Origin of the sequence: Parabacteroides sp. AF48-14, assembly GCF_003477465.1 — a bacterium.
GTDB classification, from domain to species: domain Bacteria; phylum Bacteroidota; class Bacteroidia; order Bacteroidales; family Tannerellaceae; genus Parabacteroides; species Parabacteroides acidifaciens.
Window position 1 is genome coordinate 1 of record NZ_QUDI01000027.1, and the last position, 26,051, is coordinate 26,051.

The following is a 26,051-nucleotide window of genomic DNA, read 5'->3' on the forward strand; positions in this document are numbered from 1 at the left end:
ATGTTTTCCACTTCGTTCTTCCTCGGATAAGTCCTTCTCATCTAAGTATATTAATATGGCTGTTGCTGTGCGATCGGCATGGGTTACTTCAAAGTAAGTCAATATGCCTCGGGTAAGAATAGTTCGTAACCTGTTTCCATTGAGCAAAAATAATTATTTTTTGCTTTCTCCACAACTTTTCGGGGTGAGCCATTTTTTGCTTTCTCCACAACTTTTCGGGGTGAGCCTATATAACAAACAAAACGCAACAATAGACAACAAAAAAAGCGTTTAAGAAATTTCTTAACGCTTTCCGTAGCGAGACCCGGGATTGAACCGGGGACCTCATGATTATGAATCATGCGCTCTAACCAGCTGAGCTATCTCGCCATCATGTTGTCATCATTTCCTTGATTGACGCTGCAAAAGTAGAGTTTATTTTCATATCATGCAACTCTTTCGCGAAAAAAAATTCAATTATTTTCAAAGCCTCGTGTTAAGATATTAATTCAGAGTCGCTTTTTTTATATGCAGATTTGGCGAATAGCGATTCTTTTACTACCTTGCTGCGCAATAAACACAATGAAAAAATGAAAAAAGAGAAATTTCATATCGAATACATCTTCGATAAAGTTTCGCGAAGAAGCTTATGGAATCACCTCACTACACCTCCAGGGCTATCTGCTTGGTTCGCTGACGATGTTATTATTAATGGTAACATGTATGTTTTTAAATGGAACAAAGCCGAACAGGACGCAGAAGTACTATCCATCAAACCGGAAATGAGTGTCCGTTACCGCTGGACTGATGAAGAGGATGATACTGCCTATTTTGAATTTCAGATTCACACGCACGAACTAACAGGCTCCACTTCTTTGCAAATAACAGATTTTGCCGAACCGGATGAAAAACGGGATTCTATCGATTTGTGGGATACCCAAGTAGAAGAACTGAAGCGTACGCTCGGCATTTAGGTAGTTTTAGTGATTTCTGTTAGCTATCATATCGTTTTTTCACTACTTTTGCGCCGTCAACCGGATAAGCAATGTTGAAAATAAAACGATTATATACATTTATGTTGCAGACTTTCCTGCCGTTGTTTCTAATGACCTTCGGCATTTGTCTGTTCATTGTGCTCATGCAGTTCTTGTGGAGATACATTGACGACATGGTTGGGAAAGGCCTGGGAATCCCCGTCTTGGGAGAAATGTTCATGTATGCAGCCCTTTTTCTTGTGCCGATGGCTCTCCCCTTAGCGATACTGTTGGCTTCCCTTATGACTTTCGGGAATTTGGGCGAACGATTGGAATTACTGGCTATGAAATCGGCGGGTGTCTCGCTTGTCAAGATTATGCGCCCGCTGATCATTACAATCAGCATTATCAGTATCGGGGCTTTCTTTTTCCAGAACTACGCCATGCCTGTCGTCCAAGTCAAGCTTTACACATTGCTTTGGTCCATGCGTCAGAAATCTCCGGAGCTGGATATTCCAGAAGGGGTTTTCTACAGTGACATCACCGGTTATAATGTATATGTAAAGCATAAAGACAATAAAACGGGACTGCTCCGCGACATGATGATCTATGATCATACCAAGGGTTTCAATAATGTGAGCGTGATGGTTGCCGATTCGGGACGGTTAAAAACATCGGCTGATAAACTGTTCCTGGTCCTTTCCCTGTTTAATGGCGAATCTTTTCAAAACATAGGGGATCAATCCAAGAATGCCGACGGGAAGCAAAACGCCGTTCCTTATCAGAGGGAGACATTCACAAGCCGCGATATCCTGATCGAGTTCGACGCAAACTTCTCACGCACGGACGAATCATTCATGCAAAACCAGTATCTGGGGAAAAATATGCATGACCTGCAAACCTCCATCGACTCCATGAGCGTACGCCTGGATAGTATCAGGACGTCAATTCGAAGATGTTTACGAAACATCCTACAAAAGGACGTTGAGCAAACCTAAAGATACAAAAAATCCTGAATCGAAAGATACAGGAAAAGAACCGGAAAACATAAACACGGATCAGAAAAAAGATGAGCCGGTCATTGTCATGAATTACGACAGCCTTTACCAAGCTGAAGATCCCGGAAAGAAAGCGACGATCCTGACACGCGCAAAGTCGAGCATCGAGAATATGAAAGCCGATTATTTCTTCAGGGCAGCAACCGTCGGAGACGAAGCCTACAAGGTGCGCCGGCATTTAACGGAATGGCACAAGAAATTCACCCTTTCATTCGCCTGTATGGTTTTCTTCTTTATCGGAGCTCCGCTCGGCGCCATCATCCGCAAAGGAGGATTGGGAATGCCGGTCGTTATATCAGTAGTCCTGTTTATTTTCTACTATATTATCGACAACATCGGTTTCAAGATGGCCCGCGACGGAATCTGGCAAGCTTGGGAAGGGATGTGGTTGAGTTCGGCGGTATTGGCTCCGTTGGGTATTTTCCTGACATACAAGGCGGTTAACGACTCTGTCATCCTGAATGCAGATACTTATCTGAATGCGTTGAAAAACCTGTTCGGCAAACGTTCGGGAAGAAAAGTGGAGCTGAAAGAGGTTATCATGTTCAATCCGGATTACAAAAATATCGTTCCCCGCCTGGAACAGTTGGCTGAAAACTGCAAAACATACCTGGCCGGGCATAAGCGGTGGACAAACTATATCCGCTTCTGGAAACAGGGGGGCCGTGACCACACAGCCGACAGTTTGGCTGCCGAAATGGACGGTATCATCGAAGAGTTGGAAAATTCAGACCAGAACCTGGTGCTGAACAAACTGATGGACTATCCGGTTATCAGCGGATACAACCAGATGAACGCGAAAATAAACGGAAACATCGGCTTGGCTTTCGGAATATTTTTCCCGATAGGATTGCCGGTCTATCTGCTCGCCACTTACCAGCGTAAGCTTTTGCGCCACGACATACAGATGGTGCAAAAGACAAGTAATGAACTGATTGAGATAATTGAAAAATTACCCGTATCTTTGTAAAATAAGAAATAGAAGAAAAATATATGAGCGAAATTAAATTAAACACCATTGAAGAAGCGATTGAAGACTTCCGCGAAGGGAAGTTCTTAATCGTAGTGGATGACGAAGACCGCGAAAATGAAGGTGATTTTATTATTGCTGCAGAAAAGATAACTCCTGAGAAAGTAAACTTCATGTTGAAAAACGGTCGCGGCGTATTATGCGCCCCGATTACGGAAGAACGTTGCCAGGAGCTGGAACTGGATATGCAGGTAGCCAATAATACCTCTTTATTGGGAACACCTTTCACGATAACAGTAGATAAATTGGGAGGCGGCTGCACGACAGGCGTTTCCATGTTCGACCGTGCGGAGACAATCCTCGCATTGGCCGATCCGAAAACAAAACCGTCCGATTTGGGACGTCCGGGACATATCAACCCGCTCCGTGCACGTTCGCGTGGCGTACTTCGCCGTGCCGGGCATACGGAAGCTGCGGTAGACCTGGCACGCCTGGCCGGGCTGTATCCCGCCGGTGCATTGATCGAAATCATCAATGAAGACGGAACGATGGCACGCCTGCCGGAACTGATAGAGGTTGCCAAGAAATTCGACATCAAGATCATCTGCATCAAAGACCTGATCGCCTATCGCCTGAAAACGGAATCGATCGTAGAAAACGGCGTAGAAGTGGATATGCCGACACAATACGGGCACTTCCGCCTGATCCCTTTCCGCCAGAAAAGTAACGGTCTGGAGCATATCGCCCTGATAAAGGGTAAATTCGAACCGGACGAACCGATCTTAGTGCGTGTACACTCCTCTTGTGCAACCGGAGATATCTTCGGTTCCATGCGCTGCGAATGCGGGGAACAGTTGCACAAAGCAATGGAACGCATCGAGAAAGAAGGCAAAGGCGTCATCGTTTACTTGAGCCAGGAAGGCCGGGGTATCGGATTGATGGAAAAGATGAAAGCGTACAAGCTTCAGGAAGACGGCTTGGACACTGTCGACGCCAACCTGCACTTAGGACACCAGGCAGATGAACGCGATTATGGCGTAGGCGCCCAGATCCTGCGTCACTTAGGGGTGACTCAAATGCGTCTGATGACCAACAATCCCGTGAAGCGTGTCGGGCTGGAAGCATACGGACTGACTGTCGTAGAAAACGTGCCTATCGAGGTGGCTCCGAATCCTTATAACGAATTCTATATGAAGACGAAGAAGGAACGGATGGGACATGTCTTACATAATATCAAATAATTTATAATTACATAAAAACACTATCATGACACAAGTATCAGCACGTTTAGCAAGTTTGTCGCCATCCGCAACATTGGCGATGTCTCAGAAGAGCGGTGAATTAAAAGCTCAGGGAGTGGATGTTATCAATTTAAGTGTCGGAGAACCCGATTTCAACACCCCTGATTACATTAAGGAAGCTGCTAAAAAAGCTATTGACGAAAACTTTTCTCGTTATTCTCCCGTTGCTGGTTATCCGGCATTGCGCAATGCGATCGTTGCCAAGCTGAAAAACGAAAACGGATTGGAATATACAGCCAACCAGATTTCCTGCGCAAATGGTGCGAAACAATCCGTTTGTAATACAATCATGGTATTGGTAAATCCGGGTGACGAAGTAATCATTCCGGCTCCGTTCTGGGTTAGCTACCCGGAAATGGTAAAATTAGCTGAAGGTAAACCCGTTATCGTACCGGCAGGTATCGAACAGGATTTCAAGATCACACCGGCACAGCTGGAAGCAGCCATCACACCGAAGACAAAAGCAATTATCCTCTGCTCCCCTTCCAACCCGACGGGTTCCGTTTACAGCGCGGAAGAATTGGCAGGCTTGGCCGATGTTTTGAAAAAACATCCGGAAATCATCGTTATCGCAGATGAAATTTACGAACATATCAACTATATCGGCAAACATAACAGCATTGCACAGGTAGACGGCATGAAAGACCGCACTGTCATTGTAAACGGCGTATCCAAAGCCTATGCAATGACCGGCTGGCGTATCGGTTTCATCGCCGGACCGGAATGGATCGTAAAGGCTGTCAACAAATTGCAAGGACAATACACATCCGGACCATGCTCCGTATCCCAAAAGGCTGCTGAAGCCGCTTACACGGGTTCACAGGCACCGGTTGAAGAAATGCGCCAGGCATTCGAACGTCGCCGCAATCTGATCGTCAAGTTGGCAAAAGACGTTCCGGGATTCGAGGTAAACCAGCCGGAAGGCGCTTTCTACCTGTTCCCGAAATGTAGCTATTATTATGGTAAGACAGACGGCACACGGACAATCAACGATGCAGACGATCTGGCCATGTACCTGTTGGAAGTTGCCCACGTGGCTTGCGTAGGCGGTACATCATTCGGCGCACCCGAATGTATCCGCATGAGTTATGCTACCAGCGATGAAAACATTGTGGAAGCTATCAAACGCATCAAAAACGCATTAGCAGCATTAAAGTAAAATTGCATTATAACTACTTCATAAAGAGGATGTTCTAATAGATATCCTCTTTTTTTAACCCCTGGAGAATCGATTATTTAAAAACGCATGGAAGATTGTACGGAAATATCGCACTCAGAGAGAAATAAAAAAGGCTGCCGGAAAAATCCGGCAGCCTTTTTTATATATAACGGTAACGTTAATTATTCAGCACGCAAAGTGAAGCGTTTGAATGCAAGGATCTGCAATTCGGGATCTGCTTCCTTCATTGTTTCTCTTACAGTCTTCTTGCTGTCCATGATATCTTCCTGGTTTAACAAGCAAACTTCCTTCAAGAACTTGGCAAGACGGCCCTTGGCAATGTTCTCGATCATCTGCTGAGGCAAGTTGGCTGCTTTTTCAGCAGAAACAGTAGCGATGATTTCTTTTGCTTTGGCAACATCTTCAGCTGTGATCCAGCCTTTAGCCATGTTGCTTTCCATATGCTCTTCGCTGTCAACATGCGTCGGGTTGATTCCGGCTTTCTTCAGGGCAGCTTCAACAGCTTTCTGAACTTGTTCAGCCTTTGTCTTTTCGATAGCCACCTGGATTTCCTGTTCTTTTACAGATTCAGAAACACCAGCTTCATCAATAGCGATCGGGTTCATAGCAGCGATCTGCATAACGATGTTATGAGCAGCCTCTTCTGATTCCTTGTTGAAAGCAGCGATCGTACAGAGTTGGTTCTTACCCATGTGGTTGTAAACAGTAGTGTAAGCACCTTCTACCACGTTATAGCCGTCCAATTCCATCTTTTCGCCAGTGATACCGCTACGATCGGTAACAGCATCCTGTACGGTACCCTTACCCATCGGAAGCGCTTTCACTTCGTCCAGAGTCTTGCACTTGTTAGCCACAGCAGCGTCAAGGATAGCCTGAGCCAGCGCGATGAAATCTTCATTCTTGGCAACGAAGTCAGTTTCGCACTTCAAAGCGATGATAGCAGCAAATTCGCCATCTTTTTTTGCCAACACGCAACCTTCGGCAGCATCACGGTCAGAACGCTTAGCGGCGATAGCCTGTCCTTTTTTACGGATAATTTCCATTGCTTTTTCGATGTCACCGTCAGATTCGGTCAAAGCCTTCTTGCAGTCCATCATACCAGCTCCGCTCATTTTGCGCAGCTTGGTTATATCAGCCATAGTTACAGCCATAATCTTATTTCCTTATATTTAAATGTTTACTTTATTAATTGACAATGGACAATTGACAATTGACAATTCAAGTCAAAAGCCAATTGCCCATCGTTTCATTATATGTTTCTCTTAATTTTCAATTGTCAATTTTCAATTGTCAATTGAATTTACTCTTCGTCTTTCGCGAACTTGTCAGCAACGTTAGCGTTCAACGCTTCTTCGTCTTCTTTCTTCGTACGTTCTTTCTTTACTGCAGCTTTAGCTTTGCGTTCTCTTTTCGGAGCTTCGCCTTCGCCGGCAGCTTCAGTATCGATCTTTTCAGCTTTACGTTCCTGCAGACCTTCGTTCATTGCTTCGCAGATAGCGCCCAGGATAACTTCTACAGACTTAGTAGCGTCATCATTAGCCGGAATCACGTAGTCGATGTTGTTCGGATCCGAGTTAGTATCTACCATACCGAATACGGGGATACCCAGACGGTTAGCTTCACGAACTGCGATATGTTCTTTCATTACGTCAACAACGAACAAAGCAGACGGGAGACGAGTCAGGTCTACGATAGAACCCAAAGTCTTTTCCAACTTGGCACGCTGGCGAGTAATCTGAAGTTTTTCTCTCTTGGAAAGATTATCAAATGTACCATCTTTAGTCATCTTATCGATAGTAGCCATCTTCTTGATAGCTTTACGGATAGTCGGGAAGTTGGTCAACATACCACCCGGCCAGCGTTCGATAACGTAAGGCATACCTACAGAAGCAGCCTTGTCAGCGACAACTTGTTTAGCTTGTTTTTTAGTAGCAACGAAAAGTACTTTCTTACCCTGTTTAGCCAGGTTCTTCATTACTTCTGCTGCTTCATCTACTTTAGCAACTGTTTTATACAAATCAATGATATGAATACCATTGCGCTCCATGAAAATATAAGGAGCCATTGCAGGGTTCCACTTTCTTTTTAAGTGTCCGAAGTGTACGCCAGCTTCTAATAACTGATCAAAATTAACTCTTGACATTGTTTTTTTCTTAAATCGTTTACTTTCTTTTGTTTAACTCAATCACCAGGTAGTCTTTCCGTATGTCAGCATATAAAAAGAATCCTGATAATTTAGATACTAAACGCTTTGCTCTACTTGTAAGGGACTCACAAATAAGATTAACGTTTACTGAACTGGAATCTCTTACGAGCCTTAGGACGTCCCGGTTTCTTACGTTCAACGGCACGCGGGTCACGAGTAACAAAACCTTCCGAACGAAGAGCAGATTTGTCTTCCGGATTGATCTTCACCAGTGCGCGGGCGATAGCCAGGCGAGCAGCTTCGGACTGTCCTTTGAAACCTCCACCATCAAGGTTGATTTTGATATCATATTGTTCTGCAACGTTCAGCTTTGCGAGCGGCTGCTTAACAATGAACTGAAGGATTGTAGAAGGAAAGTAATTAGCCAGATCACGTTTGTTGATAGTAATCTTTCCTGTACCTTCGCTTACGAATACGCGAGCAACTGCAGCTTTACGTCTTCCTATTGCATTTACTACTTCCATTGTGATTATTTATATGAGTTTATATCGATTAATTTAGGCTGCTGAGCTTCGTGTTTGTGCTCTGTTCCTGCATATACATACAGATTATTCAACAGTTTGGCACCCAGACGATTCTTGGGAAGCATACCTTTCACTACTTTACGGAACAGACGGTCGTCACCCTTAGCCTGTAAGTCGGCCGGAGTATAAGCGATCTGTCCACCGGGATATCCGGTATATCTCAAATAAATACGATCGTTCCACTTATTACCTGTCAGAACGATTTTGTCTGCATTGATGATAATTACGTTATCACCACAATCAACGTGCGGAGTAAAATTGGGTTTATACTTACCGCGCAAAAGCTTAGCCACCTTTGCGCAAAGGCGTCCCAAAGTCTGTCCTTCGGCGTCAACAATGACCCACTCTTTGTTTACAGTTGCTTTGTTTGCAGAAATGGTCTTAAAACTTAAAGTATCCACTTGCTTTAAAAATTAATAAATTAATAACTCTAAAAAACAAGAATCCAATTCCCGCGTGCGCTGTCACTACGGACACTTGACGCAACAACGTGCTAAGAATTAAACTCTTAGTACAATTTTGATAATATTCGGCTTGCAAAGGTACGGCTTTTCTGCAAAATACAAAACTTTTCAGGGAAAGAATTTATTCAAGTGGGTCTATTCCAGCAAAAAAGAAATAAGTTTAAAGTAAAAAGCGAGAGATAGATAAGTTATCTATACTCCCGCTCACACATAGTTATCGTTTTGGTTAATTATTTACTGAAAAAAATGAGTAAACTCATTCTGGCATCCTCCCTAAACCCACCACTACCATATTCAGTACACCTTTTTCATAGGGTTTTGCTTACTATTGAGTAAGCAATTCTCAACTGTAAACAGTTCTTTTGCTTACATGACAAAGGACGGCCTTATATTTGATATAAACAAATAAAAAACAATTTATTTTTGTAAATATTGAATTTTCGTAGTTTTTAGCTCGTAAATGCGGGGATATTGTCTGCATTTGCCGAAGTTCAGGTCTTATAACTCCGCGATTGCATCAGTATTCAGGCCGGTGCAATCCATTATAATAGTGGGGGCCGCTCTTTTTTGCTTTATCTTAAGGGGCATCTTACATTTTGCAATCCTTCTTTATATCATATAGGAAAGCCTGTTGATAAGCATAATCTCATATATTTTGATTGTCGCGATAGGCTTTCAGGCACTCCCCCATACACTATACGTTCTTTTTCCATTGGATTGACAATCTTTACCAGCTTTTCCTACCGCTCGAAAACTTTTGTTGAAAAAGATTTCTGTTCTATCTTTCATACACGGATTTCACGGGTATCCCCTTTAACCTCACAAAGGGCGCGAAGAAATTCTTCGTGCCCTAAGTTACCTATATCCCGTTAAGGATTGGTATATGTAAGTTAAATGAAAAAATATAGGCTATTCATTGCTTTTCTGACATTCCTAAAGTTCCAGATTAAAAATTATTACTATAATAATTACGATCCGCAGGCTTACTGTTTTTCACACACCGGACAAACATTCCGTTTTTACGATCCAAACCACCAGCTCCATTCCAGGAAACCTCCCAACTTTCTCCCCATCTATTACTTCCATCACTAAGGTAGATAGGTACATTTCTCTTCAAGAAATACCAGAATTTCATATAAGATAAATGCTGATTACCACCGCTACCAGGAGACCCACTCCAATAATTAGCATTATATGAAACATAGACATTTATAGATCCATTCTCCATAACATCCTCCTCTGTATACAGTTTACCGGAAGTACGGAATCCAACACCGATTTCATCCAAGCCTGTATCCATTCCATTGTCAGGGACACCAGCATGTTTAAGGACACCATTACCAAATGGGAATACCAAGTTTACATAATTATTAGTATTAACTAAAACAATTCCTTTTGCAGGATTACTATGATCCATATTATTCGGATTCGCATAATATACACCATTCCTCTGACTCCATTCCCATCCTGGCGTAGGATCGTCATCATAGATATAGCCAACTGCCGCAGTTAAATTATCCATATGGCATGCTTTCTTCAAAACAGACATATCACGAATGGAAGGCAAAGTATATCCCTTAGGACACGGTCCTTGCAATGGCTCTGAATAGTGATCCCCTGATATTGTCATCCAATTACTACGATCCTGACCACTAATATCATAGGATATATTATAACCTGGAGTATAAGAATTATATAAAGTACTACTATTTCCCCCCGCAAACATAGGCCCAGGTTGCGTAGCATAAGTTCCATTCGTACCCCTCTTAATAACATTACTATAGGCCCATTGAGCCTGTCCGCTTATAAGTTCCGTATCGCCACCACCTTGGCGCAAATAGATCTTATGCTCACACATGTTATTATGATATTTCACGGAGATACATCCATAGCGTGCAGAATTATTTCCTAAAGTGCTCGCTTTAAAATGAAATTTAACAGCGCCACCTTCACCTGTTATTACATTATTATCAGCAGAGACTGTATTATCCCCAGTATAATCCTGATGTTTACTCAATGTAAACCAATTACCAGACTCAACTGAAACCGTCCAAGCACCAACCGATGATAAAGGAATATAAAAGTTATCCGGATTACGATTAAAGACTTTGACCACCACATCTTTTTCAAATACTGTTTGCGGATTCTGATGATAATAAGCGATCGGATCCAATATACGAATCACCTGAGTGACCGTAACATCTTTTGATTCTGATGCCTTATTTGAACTGATCGTATAAACGCCGGATTGAGTACTACGGTCACTCACATTCGTCTCTTTTGCTACAACTTCAAAATAATAGCGATCTCCATCTCGCTGCAAATTTGAACTTGTAGTAACAACATCGGTTCCACTCTTTTTACGAATTGTCCAATTAGAATTTGGCAAATTCGTATCATTGCCCAAATCCACATATACCCTGCTCTTCGATCCTACCAAATAGCCGACATAAGCATCATGTGGAGTAAAAGCACCCATAATAGCTGTAGTAACACGCCAGGAAGCTTCATCCACGCCGCCATCCCCGGACAGTGTTAAAGTTACTTGATAATGCGTATTCCGCTCAACTGCGAAAGAAGTATAAGCATCTTTCCCCAAAAAGAAACGATAGTTTACAGTTCCGTTACCTTTGCTCCCAGTATAATCAGCGACAACTTCAATATATGAACAAGTCTTATTTCTGCCAACAACCGCCGGATCTTTTGTAGCCCCGCCCATGCTTGCAGGAGTTTTATAAGCCTGATTCCCATTATATGTGCTTTTCCACTCTCCTGTAAACTCTTTTCCGTCTTTCAAACAATAGCCGAGCGGTTGCATATTTTCATACATATAAAAAGCATCGGCATTATCACCGTGACCACCACTAACCTTATTTATCGGATCGGCAAAAGTAATGGTACCTGCATTGGAAATATAATCTACACTCTCTGTAGTTCCAACTATTTTATTCTCTTGCAATTGGCCTGTGGCCGGCACATTCTTTAAAGTTACGCTTTTCGGTGTTATTGTTGCATTACTAACCCCCTTTGTATTTATCTCAACCGTTACTTTTGCATAAATTCGTTCTAATGATGCTGTAACTGACTTATCATCCTTTACATTAAATGATTTCCCTTTTGCAAACAATATACACTTCGGTTTATTATTAGCCAATGAATATTCGGTGTTAAGACCAGATTCATTATTCCACTCATTTTTAATATTACCGGCATTAGCAACGACATATACAGTTCTTTGTTCCAAATCCTCAATATCAATTTGATAAGTATGCCCACTTGCATTATTCTGAATATCAGAAATACCATCAGTCGTATAAACAGACTCATCGGTCAGCAGGCCATTCTTATAGATCAGAATACATATATCATTTATTGTCTCATCAATAGTCATTCCTCCCGATTTTGTAGGAGAAACGACATTGTCTTCTGGTGCAGCAATCGTTAGTTGTATAGTATTACTATTTCCCTCACTTTTTCCTTCTATCTCATCCACACAAGAGGTCATAACACCAAAAGATGAAATGAGCAGTATAGCTATTAAATAATTTATCGTTTTCATATCTGTATACTTTTGCAAAATTTTACTTATACTTATCACTGTCATATCCAACATTGACTTCTTGAATGCTCCAAGGTTCCTTCATCACAATCAGTTTAAAATCGTTCTTATCCACCTTCACAACATCCAGCTTGTAACGATAGCCTCTCTGAAGAGTCACCGGCTCACCATCCTGTTTCAAATCCGACCAATTGAATTTATAGGTATAGATCTTTTCGCCGCTCTTTAAAGAGTTATCGGATGCAGTTGAAACAGATTTCGTTGATGAAATCTCTTGAGTTATCTCCGGGCTACCATCTTTACCGTCGTACCATGTAATTCCAGCAGAATCATCTTCTGGAGTAGTAGAGACATTGTTCCAACCAGCCCCACGGCTCTGTGTCCAGATACCATATACCCATTTCTCAGAAGTCTGTCCTCCTGTACTTCCAGAAGAACCTTCCTGGAAAGTTCCCTTCAATGTTATTTCCAAATCTTTATCCTCCGGCAGTGCATACGTATAGAAAGAGGTATTTGTGCTAAAAGAACCATTAATTGCCCTATATTTAGAGTTACCTGTAACCTTACAATCAGGGATTGTCTGACCATTACCAACGAAGGAGGCCTCTGTAAGATTAAATCCGGAAGAAGTAGAGGGAGGAGCTACCGACGTAGTCGTTACTTTTTTGCGGACAAGGAGGATACGATTGGCATAATAGGCAGAACGATATCTATTATTCCAATCCCAGTCTTTGGAGTACCAATCACCATACTGTGCAGAATAATAATATCCCCCATACGAATTGCTAATTGCTTCCCAAACATTATAATGATTTCTCCTTTTATAAGAATTATCAGTAAATGAGGACAAAGGACCTTCCGTTTCATTTGATTTAGGCTCCCATGTACCAGATTTATTATCAGCGGCTTTAGCTTTCAGTGCATTCCAAACTGCTTCATCCAAATCATCCGGCTGACTTGTGACTACACTCCAATCAGAAGTAATCTCATCGCCAGAGCCCGCTTTCGTCGCAGCAGTCGCTGTTCCAAAATCGATACGGGCAGAAAGCTGTGTTAGTGGCACAAGTAACTCTATATTAGTATTACCTGAAATTGTTTTTGACTCTGACATACCTGACTTAGCTAAATTTGAAGCATCAAACGATTCGGTTTTGATAATAACACCTTCATAATCCGAATACTCTTTACAATTATCAAAAACATCATACTCTGTCTTGGAGGCATTCGCTATAACCACTGCATAAACAGATTCATGATCTCTTGTTGAGACATTCTCAAAATTAACTTTATAGCCGGAATATTTTTTCCCATTGTCGGTGATAGTCGCATCTTGAACCCCTGTTTCACCTGGTTTTACAGTCATTGCATCAATCCGCTGATTGCTCGTACCGTCAAAAATAGCAACATGAAAGTCATTGATTGTAATTTCTTTGGTTGTAGCGATGCCGTAACTTCCACCGGCAGGATCATCGATAGCCTTTGTGACTTGATCCCCTACAGACAGTACGACTGACAGTGCGCTTGCTCCGTCTTCTCCCTGGTTATCAACAGGCATTTCAGATGTACAGGATGTAACACCTAATGCCACGATAAACATTCCTGATAGTATTTTCTTTAGTTTCATAATTATATAATTTTACCCGTTCATTAATTATTAGAAGGCTTCAATACAATCTCATCCAAAGCACCGCCTTCTTTCCAGTCCTCCGTATAGCAAGACACTACAACATCAGCTTCCCGATCCGCAACTGTCATAATCACATTCAACTGATAGATATTACCGGCCAAAACCTTTGCTTCATAAGCAGTCTTAATAGGATACGTCTTCTCATATACATTCACTCCAATCTGATATTTCAGATTGATGCTTACAGGAGTTTCTGTTTCATTCTGGAATGTTCTATAAGCGGCTAATTCACCGGAAATCAGATTCAAACCTTCATTGTCTGTTATGGAAGCGGTATTGCAAGTATAGGAAGCACCTTGTGCCAAATAAGATGGGGTATTTTTACTAATATTCTGACCTGCTCCACCTACAGACCATGCCATATTCTGATTGCTCAAAGTTGCTTCCAATAAAGTAACGTCTATGTTATCTGTCAACTCGTCACTTTTCTTTACTACGAAGCTCTTCAAACCTACGCGAGCATAAGCCTGTTTCAGAGTAACGTCGACCCAGCAAGGCTCTTGCAGCAATGCACCGTCCGCACCGTTTATCTTTTCGTATCCGGGATAATCACCCCAAACAACATTTGCGACATCCGATACTTTCACGCAAGCGTTCAAATCATCTGCACCCAAAGAAAGAGCTTTAATTCCGCTCAATGTTGTACAAGCGGCGATTGTAGTGTTATTTGCAGTGTATGTAGAATTTGCGATTACGAATAGTTTCAAATTATCCTTTTTCTTGGTCAGGAAACCAAAAGGAGTAGTATGCTCAGCATCCTTATACAAATGATGATTAGTATCAAAATGGATGTCACCTTCAGCCAAATAAGCTTTATTCAATACTGTTTCACCATCTAACAAGAAAATCCATAAATTATTAATTTCCTGGTCTATCTTATCATCTGTTCCAACCTGGTCATCCTTAACTGTTGATTTGGTGTTCATGACTCCAAGATTCATACCAAAAGCCAAGTAAGCCTCTTTATCTGCATTTACGCTTGCTTCAAATTCTTTCGATGCATCGTTCATCATTGTATCATCTTCCATCGAACAGGATGCCATCGCTGCCAGGAAGCAAAAAACGGATAGTATATTTCTCAGTTTCATATCCTATATTTTTTATTGTTTATATTCCCTATTTTCGTTTTTTGACGTAGTCCCGATAGGACTCTGTCTCTTTTTTATTCTACAAATGAGCACTTTAAGTAAACCAGAACTCTTTTTATTTCTTCTCTTATCCTATAAATGAACTCTTTTTGATGCTCTATTAACAGAGTCCTATCGGAACTCTGTCTCTTTCTGTATTTAACTTTACGTTGCAAAAATAAAGTAGATATTTGTTAGCGGTAATAGGCACAACTTTCATCTTTAAGGGGTAAATGTGGCAAACGGTCAAATTGAGAGGGATACCCCTCGAAAAGATAGAAACTTCAAGGTTTGGGAGAAATTTATCACAAAAAAGATCCTTCCAAAAATCAAGGCTTCATGATAATCAGCCAGTTAAGCAGCAGAAAGAAGGGAACAGCAAGCCATAAAGATTGGAACTACATGAAAGTCATAGCCGCAATAAAAAAAACGCATTCTTTTAGCTATAATACAGCAAGTTGAGCCACAAAACAGTTAACAATTATAAAAAACGGTTCACTCCGGAAATAGATATAATTATAGTACCCATAAGGCATGTTTCCCTAAAACCGACTAAAAAAGCAATGAATTTAAGAGCAAATTTTTTGTCACCGAAAATCAAGGTAGGTATTGCTCTCGCATATTTGGCACTTTATCGGTGCACCTCTCAACAATCAACAGATTGATATATTTGCCTCTAAAAATTGAAAGTTTCGCTTATCATCCGTTCATTTTACTCGCCCTACTTTTGCAGTGTAAGTTAAACGAAAAAATATTAGGGTTATGAAACTGAAGAATATATTATCGATTCTGTGTGTCTTCTTTATTGCAACTGCTTGTTCGATGGAAGACGATATCATTCAAAATGATTTTGGGAAAAACAATGAGGCCTTTTCTGATGGGAACGTACATCTGTCGTTCACTCTACAAGGTGGAACAGCCACGACTAAAAGCAGTGCAACCGGTAATCCTGCAACAGAAGAAATCGCAGCAACAGAAGCAATTTCTACTTGTTCCGTTATTTTATTTAAAGGAGATGACGTTCTTGCCGTAAGAGACGGTGTTGCAGTTACTAATAATACAACTCTGCCGACTGATTTCTCTATCCTGACTAAAGAGCAAACAGGTTTACACGTTATGATTGTGGCAAACTCAACTATTTCATTCGCAAATTATAGTGACATGGACGCAGTTAAGGCTGCTGTCCAGACAACGACAGGGTTTGCTGATGGTACTCTGGTTAAAGTCGGTACTGCTGCGATCAATTTTTCCGATAAGTCCGCTGCCGCTAATGTAAACTATGCGGCCTCTACATCTACAGCAAAAACAGAAACAAATACCTACACGCAAGCAGTAACCGTTTACCAGTTGGCTGCACGTATTGAGTTAGCTCATTTTAATGTTACATATGATACGAACTCTGAATCAGCTGATGTAATAATTAAGAGTGTACGTCTGTTGAATTCGAATCTTTCCTCTAAAACAGGGATTGGTGCTGAAAAAGTAGTTGCAGGTAATTATAATGTTGAAGAAACTAATAATTATCAAAATACACCTTCACTTTTGTCTAACTACACAGTTTATACGAATAAGGTAGCTACAGACTTAGAGAACCCAGTTGTTTTCTATTCCTATAAGAATACGAATCAAACAGCAATTACTGTATCTGACGAACGTTATGAAGAAGGCATTAATGAAGATAATTTGACTAAAGTTGAAATTAAATTCACCGTCGGGACAGAAGAATATACAAAGGCCTATGTGATCAATCGTCCTGGCGATGATAATACAACCGGTACGACTTATGTTAATCCGAACTATATCTATAGATTGACAGTAAAAATGAAGGTAACGAATCGTAAAGTAGATTGTGCAGTGGTTTGCTATACGAGAGATTGGCAGAATAACGAAATAGAGGTGAATTTGTAATTATAAACGGGTAAAAATTGAATATCATGAATATCAGGAATTTTTCATTAGTAGTGATGTCGGTGATGTCCGGTTTCTTGTTCTCTTGCTCCGATGAGGAGTTAATAGAAACTCCGGATACGCAGCAAATTGAAGGATTAAGTGTTATTTTAGCATCGAAAACTGTTCAGACTAAAGCTGTCGGAGCTGTCGATAATCCTTATAAGTATGCGACTCCAGAAGAGTTGCAAGTCAATACAGCTCATGTTGCTTTCTTTGAAGTAGGGGCGGATGGTACAGTAGGAAATAAAATAGGCGAGAAAAATGCAACGTTTTCTACAAGTAACGCAACGACATCTAAAGGTGATACGATTGCGTACAAAATCGATAATATATCCATTAAGGATGGACTTGGCAAGAATGTTCGTATTTTAGCCATTGCAAACTCTGCAAATGATTATTCGAGTTATGAAACTTATGATCAGTATAAGGCTGCAATCGAACGGAATTTAGACGCGACCTATCAGGCGACTGCGACTTTTACTGCTACCAATTTGGTAAAAGTAGGAGAAGTGGACTATTCGTTTACATCCTCATCTATAAATCCAGTGATAGAAATTGCAATGACCCAACTGGCGGCAAGAGTCGATATTAAGTTGGATATTGCGATACCTGGAGAGGAACTGAAACCGGATACCGTGTGGACTTTGAATCCGAGTATAGTAGAAGGATGGAATAAAAATAAAGTTCCAGACAATTATACGAATATTGCAAAGATAGAAGATTGGCCAGACGCAATAAAAGAATTTAATCCCGCAGAGGTTGTTTATAATGGCAAGCCTTTGATATACAATGAGGCGAACAACGGTACAAAATTATATCATGTGGATAATTCTTGTGTTATTACCCAGAATTTTTATGAATGGCGGTTAGATATTTCCGATATTCAGATCTATAATATAGAAACTCAATCTTATATCCTTTTGAGTGCTGAAAATGTCGAGCAAAAATTATTGTCATTATTGTTAGGCAATTTAGGAGTAAAAGACGACGGACTCTTGCTTTCTTTTTATTCGTATGAAAAACAATTTACAACAAAATCACCGTTACGGGTAAATATGACTGGTAAATTGATTAAAGAACTAAAGAAAAAAGCAACAAAGGCTAAAGGTTCATGGCATGCTCTTTGGCTGAAAAATGGAAGTTCTGTCCAACCAGGTTGGGGAACTGGTGGAACATTTGCCTTTATACCGGCAAATGTGACATATGAAGAACAGGAACCGGTTTGGACAAATCAGATTTTTGCTGAGCTGCCTGCAGGATATTCCTTCTCTATAAACCCAGAAAAGAATGGAACTACATGTTTTACAGACGGTGTCATACATGGTAACTTATATACGGTAACCGCTAAGATAACAACGGCTCAAACAAGTTTGCAATTAGAATATGCTTCTGTTCCATTCGGGACAGTTCCAGTAACAATTCCTCCATTTAATTAATGAATACTTAATATTAGTCTTATGAAAACGATACAATTATATATATTCCTGTTAGGCCTTTTAGGATTAGCAGCTTGCGTAGATGACACGTTTGTGAATAGATCATCCGTAAAAGAGGGAATTCCCTGTCAAGTCTCTCTCTCTTTTGCACCTGAAGAATCAGAGATCATTATGACCAAGAGTTCGGAAGATAATATCCGTGATTTATATATTTTGGTTTTTGATGCCGCATCTGGGGCTCGTATTTCCGGTGAATATTATCCTTCGAATCAATTGACTGAAGCTACAAATGGTAAAATAACTGTAAATACAACCAGCGGAAACCGTAAAATCTGTGCGGTGGCTAATTTAACTACAAATTCTTTGGTGATAGAAAAAACAACATTAGATAATGTTCAATCACTAACAGAATTCCAAAACCAACTTTTAGAATTGGAGGAGCAGTCCATCAACAGTTTGGACGGTCGTTTCCTTATGAGTGGTTTTTACGGTGCAAAAGATGCGACAGAAGCCCCGACTTGTATTATTGATGAAAACGGAACTCTTTCGTCAGATTCGGAGAGCTCAGAAGCAAAAGTATGGTTGAAGAAACTCCAGTCGGTCCTTACTTTCAATATCACAACTGATGGGTTAGCAACTTCATTCGTATTGGATTCTTTTAGTATCTATAACATCCCGGAAAGAGTCGTATTGGGAGAAAGTGGAACCTCTGAAGAGGTTACTTATTTTAATAAGACGGCAATAAAGGATTTTAATGAAGGCGGAAACAGTTTTTCTTTCTATATACTTGAAAATAAGAAATCTACCAGCGGTTTAACGTCTTATGATGCCCGTGAAAGCTATGATGCTAATGGTAGGGCGAATGCTCCTGAAAAGTCGACTTATGTTGTTTTGAATGGAAAATATAAAGGAAAAGCCTACAGGGACGGAAAGTCCGGTGAAATGTATGATGTCGATGCCATTGTGAAATATAATATTCATTTGGGATATGTCGGTAATGATCCGAATAACTTTGAATGTTTGCGTAATAAAAACTATATTTATTCAGTATCTGTTGAAGGTGTGAATAAGATCGTGTTAGAGGTTGTCGATCCAAGTCAAGAATATGATCGGGGAGATGGTGATGTCTATTTTCCGACAGGCAATAATATTATTGATGTGGATGCCCACTATGCACGCACGGTATTGAAATTTTCTCGTGGAATGCTGAAAACCAATTATCCGACTGACATCAAAGTCTTGGTTAACAGCAATAAAACAACCGGTTTCGAAAAGAAAGATTTAAATTGGGTAAGCTTTATTCAAAATGCTAAAGGCTATCAAAACGAAGCAGCCTGTTATCCGGGTACCGGAAGTTCATTGTTATTAACAACAGAAAACTTAATAAGTCAATTAGAGGCTTTTAGGGATGAAGAACAGCCGTCTGATGTTTCTAATGAAGATTGGTCTGCAGAGACATTATCTTACACTTGTTTCATTAATGAATATTATGATACAGATAATAATTGGAAGGAATATGTGAATCAGAATGACCGTATTATGCAGATTTTGTGTAACACGCAGAGTGGAAATGGTAGTAACGTGATCGATGCGGCTTATATAATCCGTCAAAAATCCATTCGTACATTTTATAACGTAGACAAGGTTTCGACAGCGTGGGGTATTGAATGGATTAATGAAACAACAAATACAAGGGAAGTTAGTGGTAAAACACTTGAGATTGGTTTGGAATATGGTGATCCCTCGACAAAAGGCAGTGATAATTACAATGGTAGATGGAATATGATTCGGGAAATAGGATCTTCAGCAAGTTGGTATGCACGTGGTGGTAATACGCCAAATCAGTCGTCGACCCCGGTGTATCAGGATTATCGGGATTATTTGAAAAAGGCTTATGCGGCTTGTATGCAGCGTAATCGTGATGAAAACGGAGATGGTGTTATTACAGAAGATGAAATAAAATGGTATTTGCCTGCAATATATCAATATACGGACATTTCGATCGGTACAGCTGTTTTACCTCAGGATGCCCAGTTGTATTCGTCGGATGATTACAAATTCAGCTATTCTTCCGGTAGTAAAAACTATTGGTTGTTCAAACATTATGTAAGTAACTCGAATAAACAAGTTTTTTGGGCTGAAGAGAGTGGACCTTATGGCAGTTTTGGCACAAATGGAGATGGTACGATCACAAAAGGTATTTCGTCTTCTTCAAGACAATTGAGATGTGTAAGAAATTTAGGTCTGAACAGCAATAAGACCGGAACGACCGTAAATGATAAACCCGAGGATTTTGCTTCATTCAACAGTTCGGTAATTGATTTAACAAAAATGAATGCGGCTGCATTACGTTCTACTTCGGATTTCCTTTCCTCCGGAGAGTTAAGACGGCATGACGAGCGCAGCATATTAAGTCGTCCTTATACCAAGTTCCAAGTGGCTACAGATATTGCTACCCAAACAAAAATGGATGAGACTGTTGTATATAAACATGTGGGGCAAGGAAATGGAAATTATTCCCATTGTGAAAACGGATATTATTATGCAGGTAAAGGAAATGGCGCTTACTTGAAAATAACAGATGAGGAGGCTCAATCGGAACGGTCCAGTAATACAAACTATTATTATGCGGGGCAAGGTGCCGGTAATTATGAAAAGATAGAATTATCTGGCGGCATAGCAGTAGGCAGTTATACATATTATGAGGTAGGTGCAGGAAAAGGGGACTATTCCGTTTCTACCACGTATGAAGATAAGGGTGCAGATCGCTATTTTAACGTACCAGATGGAAAAGGTTCTTATGTGATAATTAAGGCAAGTGATTGTGAGGCGAATAATGGTTACTTCTATTATAATACAGGAATAGGGAAAGAAGGACAATATAGAAAAAAGAATGGGGGATTTACTGATAATGGTATATGGAAGGTATTGTGGACAGATTATAGTTCTAACACCTATATCCGTTACTCAGCCTCAGAATTTCCTCTATTCCGTGAACGAAATAATGGTAATTATGTAAAACGCTCGCAGACTACAGATCAATATTTCTATTCGGTTTCTGAAAATCAGGGTAATTACATTCGAGTTTCAGGAACAGCTACTGCCTATTTCAGATATGTCGGTACCAATAGAGGAGCTTGGACGACGTCACAAGGATATTATGCCGTTAATATGTCGGATGTAAGAGGTAATTGGAATTCCTGTGATGGTGGTGGATATCATGAGGTAGGAGAAGGGAATGGTGCTTATATCCAAAAGAAGGAATCTACACCATCAGGAACATCCGTTAACTCTTTTGGTTGGGCAAGTCAGAATCAACAGGCTGATAAAGATTTGACATCAGTTTGTAGCGAATATACAGAAGCACCGGATGGCTCCGATAAAGGAAGTTGGCGTTTACCGAATTTGCGTGAATTATTGTTGATAGACTCTCGTACTGAATTTGCTGGAGATTTGATGTCCAGAACTTACTATTCATTCTATTTGAATGATATAATTAATAATGGTAAGACTCAGAAGGCAGATGGTACTTTGTCCGGATATACGATCTATTCTCCAGCGAATGATCAATCTCGTGAAGGTTTTGCCTTTAGTTCATTAGTCTTTTTGATTAATCCGGGCAATGCGACGTATCACGTACGATGTGTGAAGGATGTCAAATAAAGCTGTGAGATTGTTGAAATAATTTTCTGATATATAAAAGCGGTGTGTTAGTCGGTACTTTTGTTTGACTAACACACCGCTTTTTTCTACTCCATCCTCTATCTTAAAACTGTAAGGGCTCACCCGATAATCATTGGGGATAAATAAATTCATTATTTGACAGAAGCAAATAGGATTCCATGCCCATGGAAATCGGATTGCATGGGCATGGAATTTCGAATGGATGGGCATAGAATTTCAGATGGTACGCATGGACCGGGAGCTGAAAATTCCTTTCAGCGATATACATTAACCCCCTGTTTTGACTGTTTTTCTATTTCGTCCGAAATCTTGATCGATTTTGGATTGACTCTTTTCACGTTTTTAACCGGCTCGGCTGACAATAGAGAAAATGAGATGCCGAGTCCATTGCGAAAAGCGTACAATTTGATTACCGGAAGATGAAAATGTCGACAATGTGATAAAGCTTAACTCCCGGAGAATCGAATATTTGCGAACGAAGGCGGACGGCGTTCCAAATATCCAAAGGAAATTTTGAGGGCTTGTTGCTGTGAGGTGCGCAGAAAATAGCCTTGAAGTAACGCTTCATCGCTCTGAAGGTTGACTTCGCGCTATATGAAGTCCGACTTCAGGGCAACAAAGTTCCGGGTCAGAGCGATAAAGTCCCTCTTCATGGCGATAAAGTTCCGGATCATAGAAAAAAGCCCCTTTTTGACAGTTGAAAAGTGGGTTGACATTTGTTTAGTTCTGGATGTCTTTTGAGACTAAAAAACACGTTTTATACAATAAGCCCTCTGCCGCAGGCTCTCTTTTGCCGTTTCGTTTTAACGAACGGTTTTAGAGCTTAGAGGCAAAGCCTCTTCCTCTGTGGACTTGAGATCCTTTAATAGGATTACTTGTAGATATTTGAAAGGGGATTCAAAGCCACAGAGGAATCCGGCAAAGCCGGGTGTTTAGCAATCCGTTGATTGAAATCAATGGCAAAAGAGAGCCTGCGGCGGGGGGACTTATTGTATAAAACGCATTTTTCAACTCCAAAAGACTTCCGAAATCAAACAAATGTTAATCCGCTTTTTTGATCTCAAAAAGGGACTTTTTCCTCTTTTTTGAGTGTTTTCCGCCATTACGACCGTCCTCTTTGCCATTGCGACCGTGCTAATAGGTAGTGCACTCGGCAGCTCGCGAAGATTAGGACGGTCGTAATGGCGATTTGGACGGTCGTAATTGAAAAGAGGACCGTCTAAAGGGCAAAAAAGCACCTGAATTTCCTTGCGATATTTGGAACACCGTCCGTTTTGTTTTCAAATATTCGATTCTCCGGGAGTTAAGCTTTATCACTTTGTCGGTGTTTCCGTCTTTCGGCAATCAAATTGCACGTTTTTTGAAACGGACTGCGCACCTCGTTTTTCCTATTGTCAGAAAGGGGAGTTTAAACCGTGAAAAGAGTCAATCCAAAATTGATTAGAATTTTGGACGAAATAGAAAAACGGCCGAAATAGGGGGGTATTGTCTATTTCTTCATTTGTAGGAGGTCAAAATTTGAGAGATTAAAACCAAAAACGACCTGTTTTATCCGGCTATCTTTATCCAGACCCGCTTGCCGTCGAAAGTGATGGCCATCTTGAGGATGTCGGTGAAACCATCCTGGCGCAGGACGGCATCATACTGTTTGTCTTCGATTTGCTGCAAGGCTGAACTCAACGCTTTCTCGACTGTCTCTGTCGGGCGCAGACGCTTCAACTCCATAATCACCGCTTGCCCCTTACCACCTTTCGGACGCAGAAGGATGTCGTAGCGTCCGAAACCGGATTCACGGTTACTGCTGACCTCATAGTCCGACATGCCCGCTAGCAATCCTAACAGAAATGCCTGATAAACCTTTTCCGGCTCACGGCCGTTGGTGTCATAATAGGAAAAGGTATGGACGACAAAGTCGTTCAACAACTCTTCAAAATATTCGATATCACCTGCACGTAATGCTTGCAGCATCAGCTCCAGGCGGTCGTTCTTGACCGGACCGTTATTGATCCAGCTGCGGATTATGGTGAAGAAAACAGTTCTTACTTCGCGATTAGGGACCTGCAAAGTATATTCCATCAAGTCGTCGCTGTTCTTTACCGGGTCGGAGGCTTTCAGGTAACCGCTGAAAAGCATGAACGACCAAATATTGGTTGTTTCTGACAGTAAATCCGGGAACGCTAACTTGTCGTTTATCACGCTGCGGATCGGTTCGCCCTGTATCAGCGACTCCACTCCCATACGTATCTGCGACGGGCCGTCGGCAAGCAGGTGACGCAAGAGGACATCAGAGCCGGTATTCACCCAGTAGGGAGCCAGGACGCCGCCCTTATTTACAAAAGAAAGCACAGACCAGGATTATAGACCGTTTGATCTCCGAACAGATAGCCGTTGTACCAGTTCTTCACCTCGTCTTTCTGACCACCGAACGAATAATCGGTTAGCATTCGGTCCGTTTCTTCCTGCGTAAAACCGAAAGAAGTACACATCGGAAGTTCCAGGATCGTATCTACATCTATGTTATTCAATCCGCTGAAGATCGATTCCTTGCTGACCCGCAAGATACCGGTGATGACGCCGCGAAAGATATCCGTATTGTCTTTGAACACTAGCTCATAAAGTTACGCATAAAGCCGATCATGCGGTCATAATATCCTTTGTCGAAAGCAACATGAATTGGTGTGTCATACTCGTCGAGCAGCACGAGGGGCGGCATGCCCCAATGAGTTGCCAGCAATCCGGATAAAAAAAGCAATGAGTTTTGGATCATGACTTCGTCTGCCTGTAGCATGAGTATCTGATTAAACCACAGGCGGTCCAGCTCGGACAGATCGTCGTCCAGCAAATAACGGTGACGGGCAAATTCCTGTTGCATCTGTATTTTGATCTGAGACAGGGTCGCTTCAAACGTATCGCCCTTACAGTCTTTCAGCGTGACCAGGATCACCGGGTATTTCCCTTGATACCGGTCGAAGTCTTTCCATTGTTCGATGCTTTTACCCTCGAACAGCGGACGATAGACGTTGCCTTCCGTCTTCTCGAAGAAATAGCGAAGTGTGGAAAGGTTCAGCGTCTTGCCAAAACGGCGCGGACGCGGAAGAAGCGTAATTTTGCTTCCTTCTTCTATGATCTGGCGGATAAAATCGGTCTTATCCACATAATAATAATCCTCTTCTATCAGCTCTTTATAATCACTGATGCCTATCGGTAACTTTTTCCGGTCCATATGTCACTGTTTTTATCGTGCTTACAAATATAGGAATAACGGACCGATATTCATAATTCTTTCCTGCCTTTGTGAAGTTACCGGCTCCGGAACATATACCCCAACGACAACGTCACATTATTCTGATAAAGGGAAGATTCCCCTTCACGCTCAACAGCGCGGCGGTCCAGCGTGCCGCAAAGGGCACCTACGGAGAAGAAATAGCGGCTGTAGTCGACACGTAAGCCGACGTTTACACCTAAATCGAATGTTTTGAGGTCTGTCTCCTTGTCCTGGCCGAAATGGATATCCACATTCTGGTTTTGGGTTTTCATCTTGCCGAACAGGGAGAAATCGAGGGCGGGACCGACATAGACACCCAGTTGAACATCATTTATATTAAAGGTATAGGCCAGATTCACCGGAACCTGTATCGAATAGTAACTACATTTATTAAGGGAGTTCTTCGCCCCTTCCACCTGGAAGTTGGATATAAAAGAACCGCCCTGGTTGGCAAAAGCCACTTCGGGACGCAAAGACAATCCCTTATATAAAGGTATGTCGGCAAGCCCTGCCACGCTAAAACCGAAACGGGCGCCTGCCTTATACGTTCCTTCCACTTTTTGCACCAGAGAAGAGTAAGCGCCACCCACACGTACGCCGAAAGCGACCTGACTCACTGCCGGCATAATCATCCATACACTTAAAAAGACAATAAATATAATTTTTCTCATATTGCAAACCTTCTAA

General features: G+C 41.4%; 17 protein-coding genes, 1 tRNA gene and 1 pseudogene. 7 read left to right on the plus strand and 12 right to left on the minus strand.

Features of this window, described 5'->3' with window-relative positions; translation table 11 throughout:
* Positions 1–295: 295 nt before the first annotated feature.
* Positions 296–369: transfer RNA gene (locus DW083_RS13465), tRNA-Met, on the minus strand.
* Between the two features lie 200 nt (positions 370–569).
* On the opposite strand from DW083_RS13465, the gene DW083_RS13470 reads away from it, so the two are divergent.
* The 4 genes and pseudogenes from DW083_RS13470 (at position 570) to DW083_RS13485 (ending at position 5,441) form a co-directional block, all read left to right on the plus strand.
* The gene (locus tag DW083_RS13470) at positions 570–953 is read left to right on the plus strand and encodes an START-like domain-containing protein (protein ID WP_115501319.1); all 384 of its coding nucleotides are present in this window, start codon (positions 570–572) and stop codon (positions 951–953) included.
* Positions 954–1,054: 101 nt separating this feature from the next.
* Positions 1,055–2,981 (plus strand): annotated as a pseudogene (locus DW083_RS13475) (LptF/LptG family permease).
* Positions 2,982–3,004: 23 nt separating this feature from the next.
* Entirely contained in the window at positions 3,005–4,222 is a 1,218-nt protein-coding gene (locus DW083_RS13480) for a bifunctional 3,4-dihydroxy-2-butanone-4-phosphate synthase/GTP cyclohydrolase II (RefSeq protein WP_115501317.1), read from the plus strand.
* 25 nt (positions 4,223–4,247) lie between these two features.
* Positions 4,248–5,441 carry a pyridoxal phosphate-dependent aminotransferase gene (locus DW083_RS13485; protein WP_115501316.1) on the plus strand — a complete coding sequence of 398 codons (1,194 nt, stop codon included), beginning with the start codon at positions 4,248–4,250 and terminating at the stop codon, positions 5,439–5,441.
* A 182-nt stretch (positions 5,442–5,623) separates the two neighbouring features.
* Here DW083_RS13485 and tsf read toward each other — a convergent pair whose 3' ends face one another.
* The 7 genes from tsf to DW083_RS13520 all read right to left on the minus strand — a co-directional run bounded on the left by tsf (position 5,624) and on the right by DW083_RS13520 (position 14,990).
* The gene (gene tsf, locus DW083_RS13490) at positions 5,624–6,613 is read right to left on the minus strand and encodes a translation elongation factor Ts (protein ID WP_115501315.1); all 990 of its coding nucleotides are present in this window, start codon (positions 6,611–6,613) and stop codon (positions 5,624–5,626) included.
* A 149-nt stretch (positions 6,614–6,762) separates the two neighbouring features.
* Complete coding sequence (gene rpsB / locus DW083_RS13495) at positions 6,763–7,605, minus strand: 30S ribosomal protein S2 (protein ID WP_115501314.1); 843 nt, start codon at positions 7,603–7,605, stop codon at positions 6,763–6,765.
* A 140-nt stretch (positions 7,606–7,745) separates the two neighbouring features.
* On the minus strand, positions 7,746–8,132 hold the full coding sequence (rpsI, locus tag DW083_RS13500) for a 30S ribosomal protein S9 (protein ID WP_115501313.1): 387 nt from the start codon (positions 8,130–8,132) through the stop codon (positions 7,746–7,748).
* Between the two features lie 5 nt (positions 8,133–8,137).
* Positions 8,138–8,593, minus strand: coding sequence for a 50S ribosomal protein L13 (rplM, locus tag DW083_RS13505; protein ID WP_005637644.1), 456 nt, complete (start codon positions 8,591–8,593; stop codon positions 8,138–8,140).
* Positions 8,594–9,602: 1,009 nt separating this feature from the next.
* Entirely contained in the window at positions 9,603–12,215 is a 2,613-nt protein-coding gene (locus DW083_RS13510; RefSeq protein ID WP_158582115.1) for a DUF4906 domain-containing protein, read from the minus strand.
* A 22-nt stretch (positions 12,216–12,237) separates the two neighbouring features.
* On the minus strand, positions 12,238–13,839 hold the full coding sequence (locus DW083_RS13515) for a hypothetical protein (protein ID WP_147382140.1): 1,602 nt from the start codon (positions 13,837–13,839) through the stop codon (positions 12,238–12,240).
* A 23-nt stretch (positions 13,840–13,862) separates the two neighbouring features.
* On the minus strand, positions 13,863–14,990 hold the full coding sequence (locus tag DW083_RS13520; RefSeq protein ID WP_122332715.1) for a hypothetical protein: 1,128 nt from the start codon (positions 14,988–14,990) through the stop codon (positions 13,863–13,865).
* Positions 14,991–15,791: 801 nt separating this feature from the next.
* Between DW083_RS13520 and DW083_RS13525 the strand changes: the two genes are divergently transcribed.
* From DW083_RS13525 to DW083_RS13535, 3 genes are read left to right on the plus strand one after another with little or no spacing between them, the layout of a single operon-like run.
* On the plus strand, positions 15,792–16,937 hold the full coding sequence (locus DW083_RS13525) for a hypothetical protein (protein ID WP_122332716.1): 1,146 nt from the start codon (positions 15,792–15,794) through the stop codon (positions 16,935–16,937).
* A gap of 26 nt (positions 16,938–16,963) precedes the next feature.
* Positions 16,964–18,415 carry a hypothetical protein gene (locus tag DW083_RS13530; protein ID WP_122332717.1) on the plus strand — a complete coding sequence of 484 codons (1,452 nt, stop codon included), beginning with the start codon at positions 16,964–16,966 and terminating at the stop codon, positions 18,413–18,415.
* A 21-nt stretch (positions 18,416–18,436) separates the two neighbouring features.
* On the plus strand, positions 18,437–22,078 hold the full coding sequence (locus tag DW083_RS13535) for a fimbrial protein (RefSeq protein WP_122332718.1): 3,642 nt from the start codon (positions 18,437–18,439) through the stop codon (positions 22,076–22,078).
* Between the two features lie 1,569 nt (positions 22,079–23,647).
* Here DW083_RS13535 and DW083_RS22920 read toward each other — a convergent pair.
* The 4 genes from DW083_RS22920 to DW083_RS13545 form a co-directional block, all read right to left on the minus strand.
* Positions 23,648–24,445 carry a PD-(D/E)XK nuclease domain-containing protein gene (locus tag DW083_RS22920; protein WP_233552207.1) on the minus strand — a complete coding sequence of 266 codons (798 nt, stop codon included), beginning with the start codon at positions 24,443–24,445 and terminating at the stop codon, positions 23,648–23,650.
* Positions 24,430–24,705, minus strand: coding sequence for an AAA family ATPase (locus DW083_RS23385; RefSeq protein WP_255419827.1), 276 nt, complete (start codon positions 24,703–24,705; stop codon positions 24,430–24,432). The genes DW083_RS22920 and DW083_RS23385 overlap by 16 nt, the downstream gene beginning before the upstream one ends.
* A complete protein-coding gene (locus DW083_RS22925) occupies positions 24,705–25,322 on the minus strand; it encodes an AAA family ATPase (protein ID WP_255419828.1) in 618 nt (205 codons plus the stop codon). Before DW083_RS22925 ends, DW083_RS23385 begins: the two co-directional genes overlap by 1 nt.
* Positions 25,323–25,399: 77 nt before the next feature.
* Positions 25,400–26,035, minus strand: a complete 636-nt coding sequence (locus DW083_RS13545; protein WP_115500279.1) for a porin family protein — start codon at positions 26,033–26,035, stop codon at positions 25,400–25,402.
* Between the last annotated feature and the right edge of the window lie 16 nt (positions 26,036–26,051).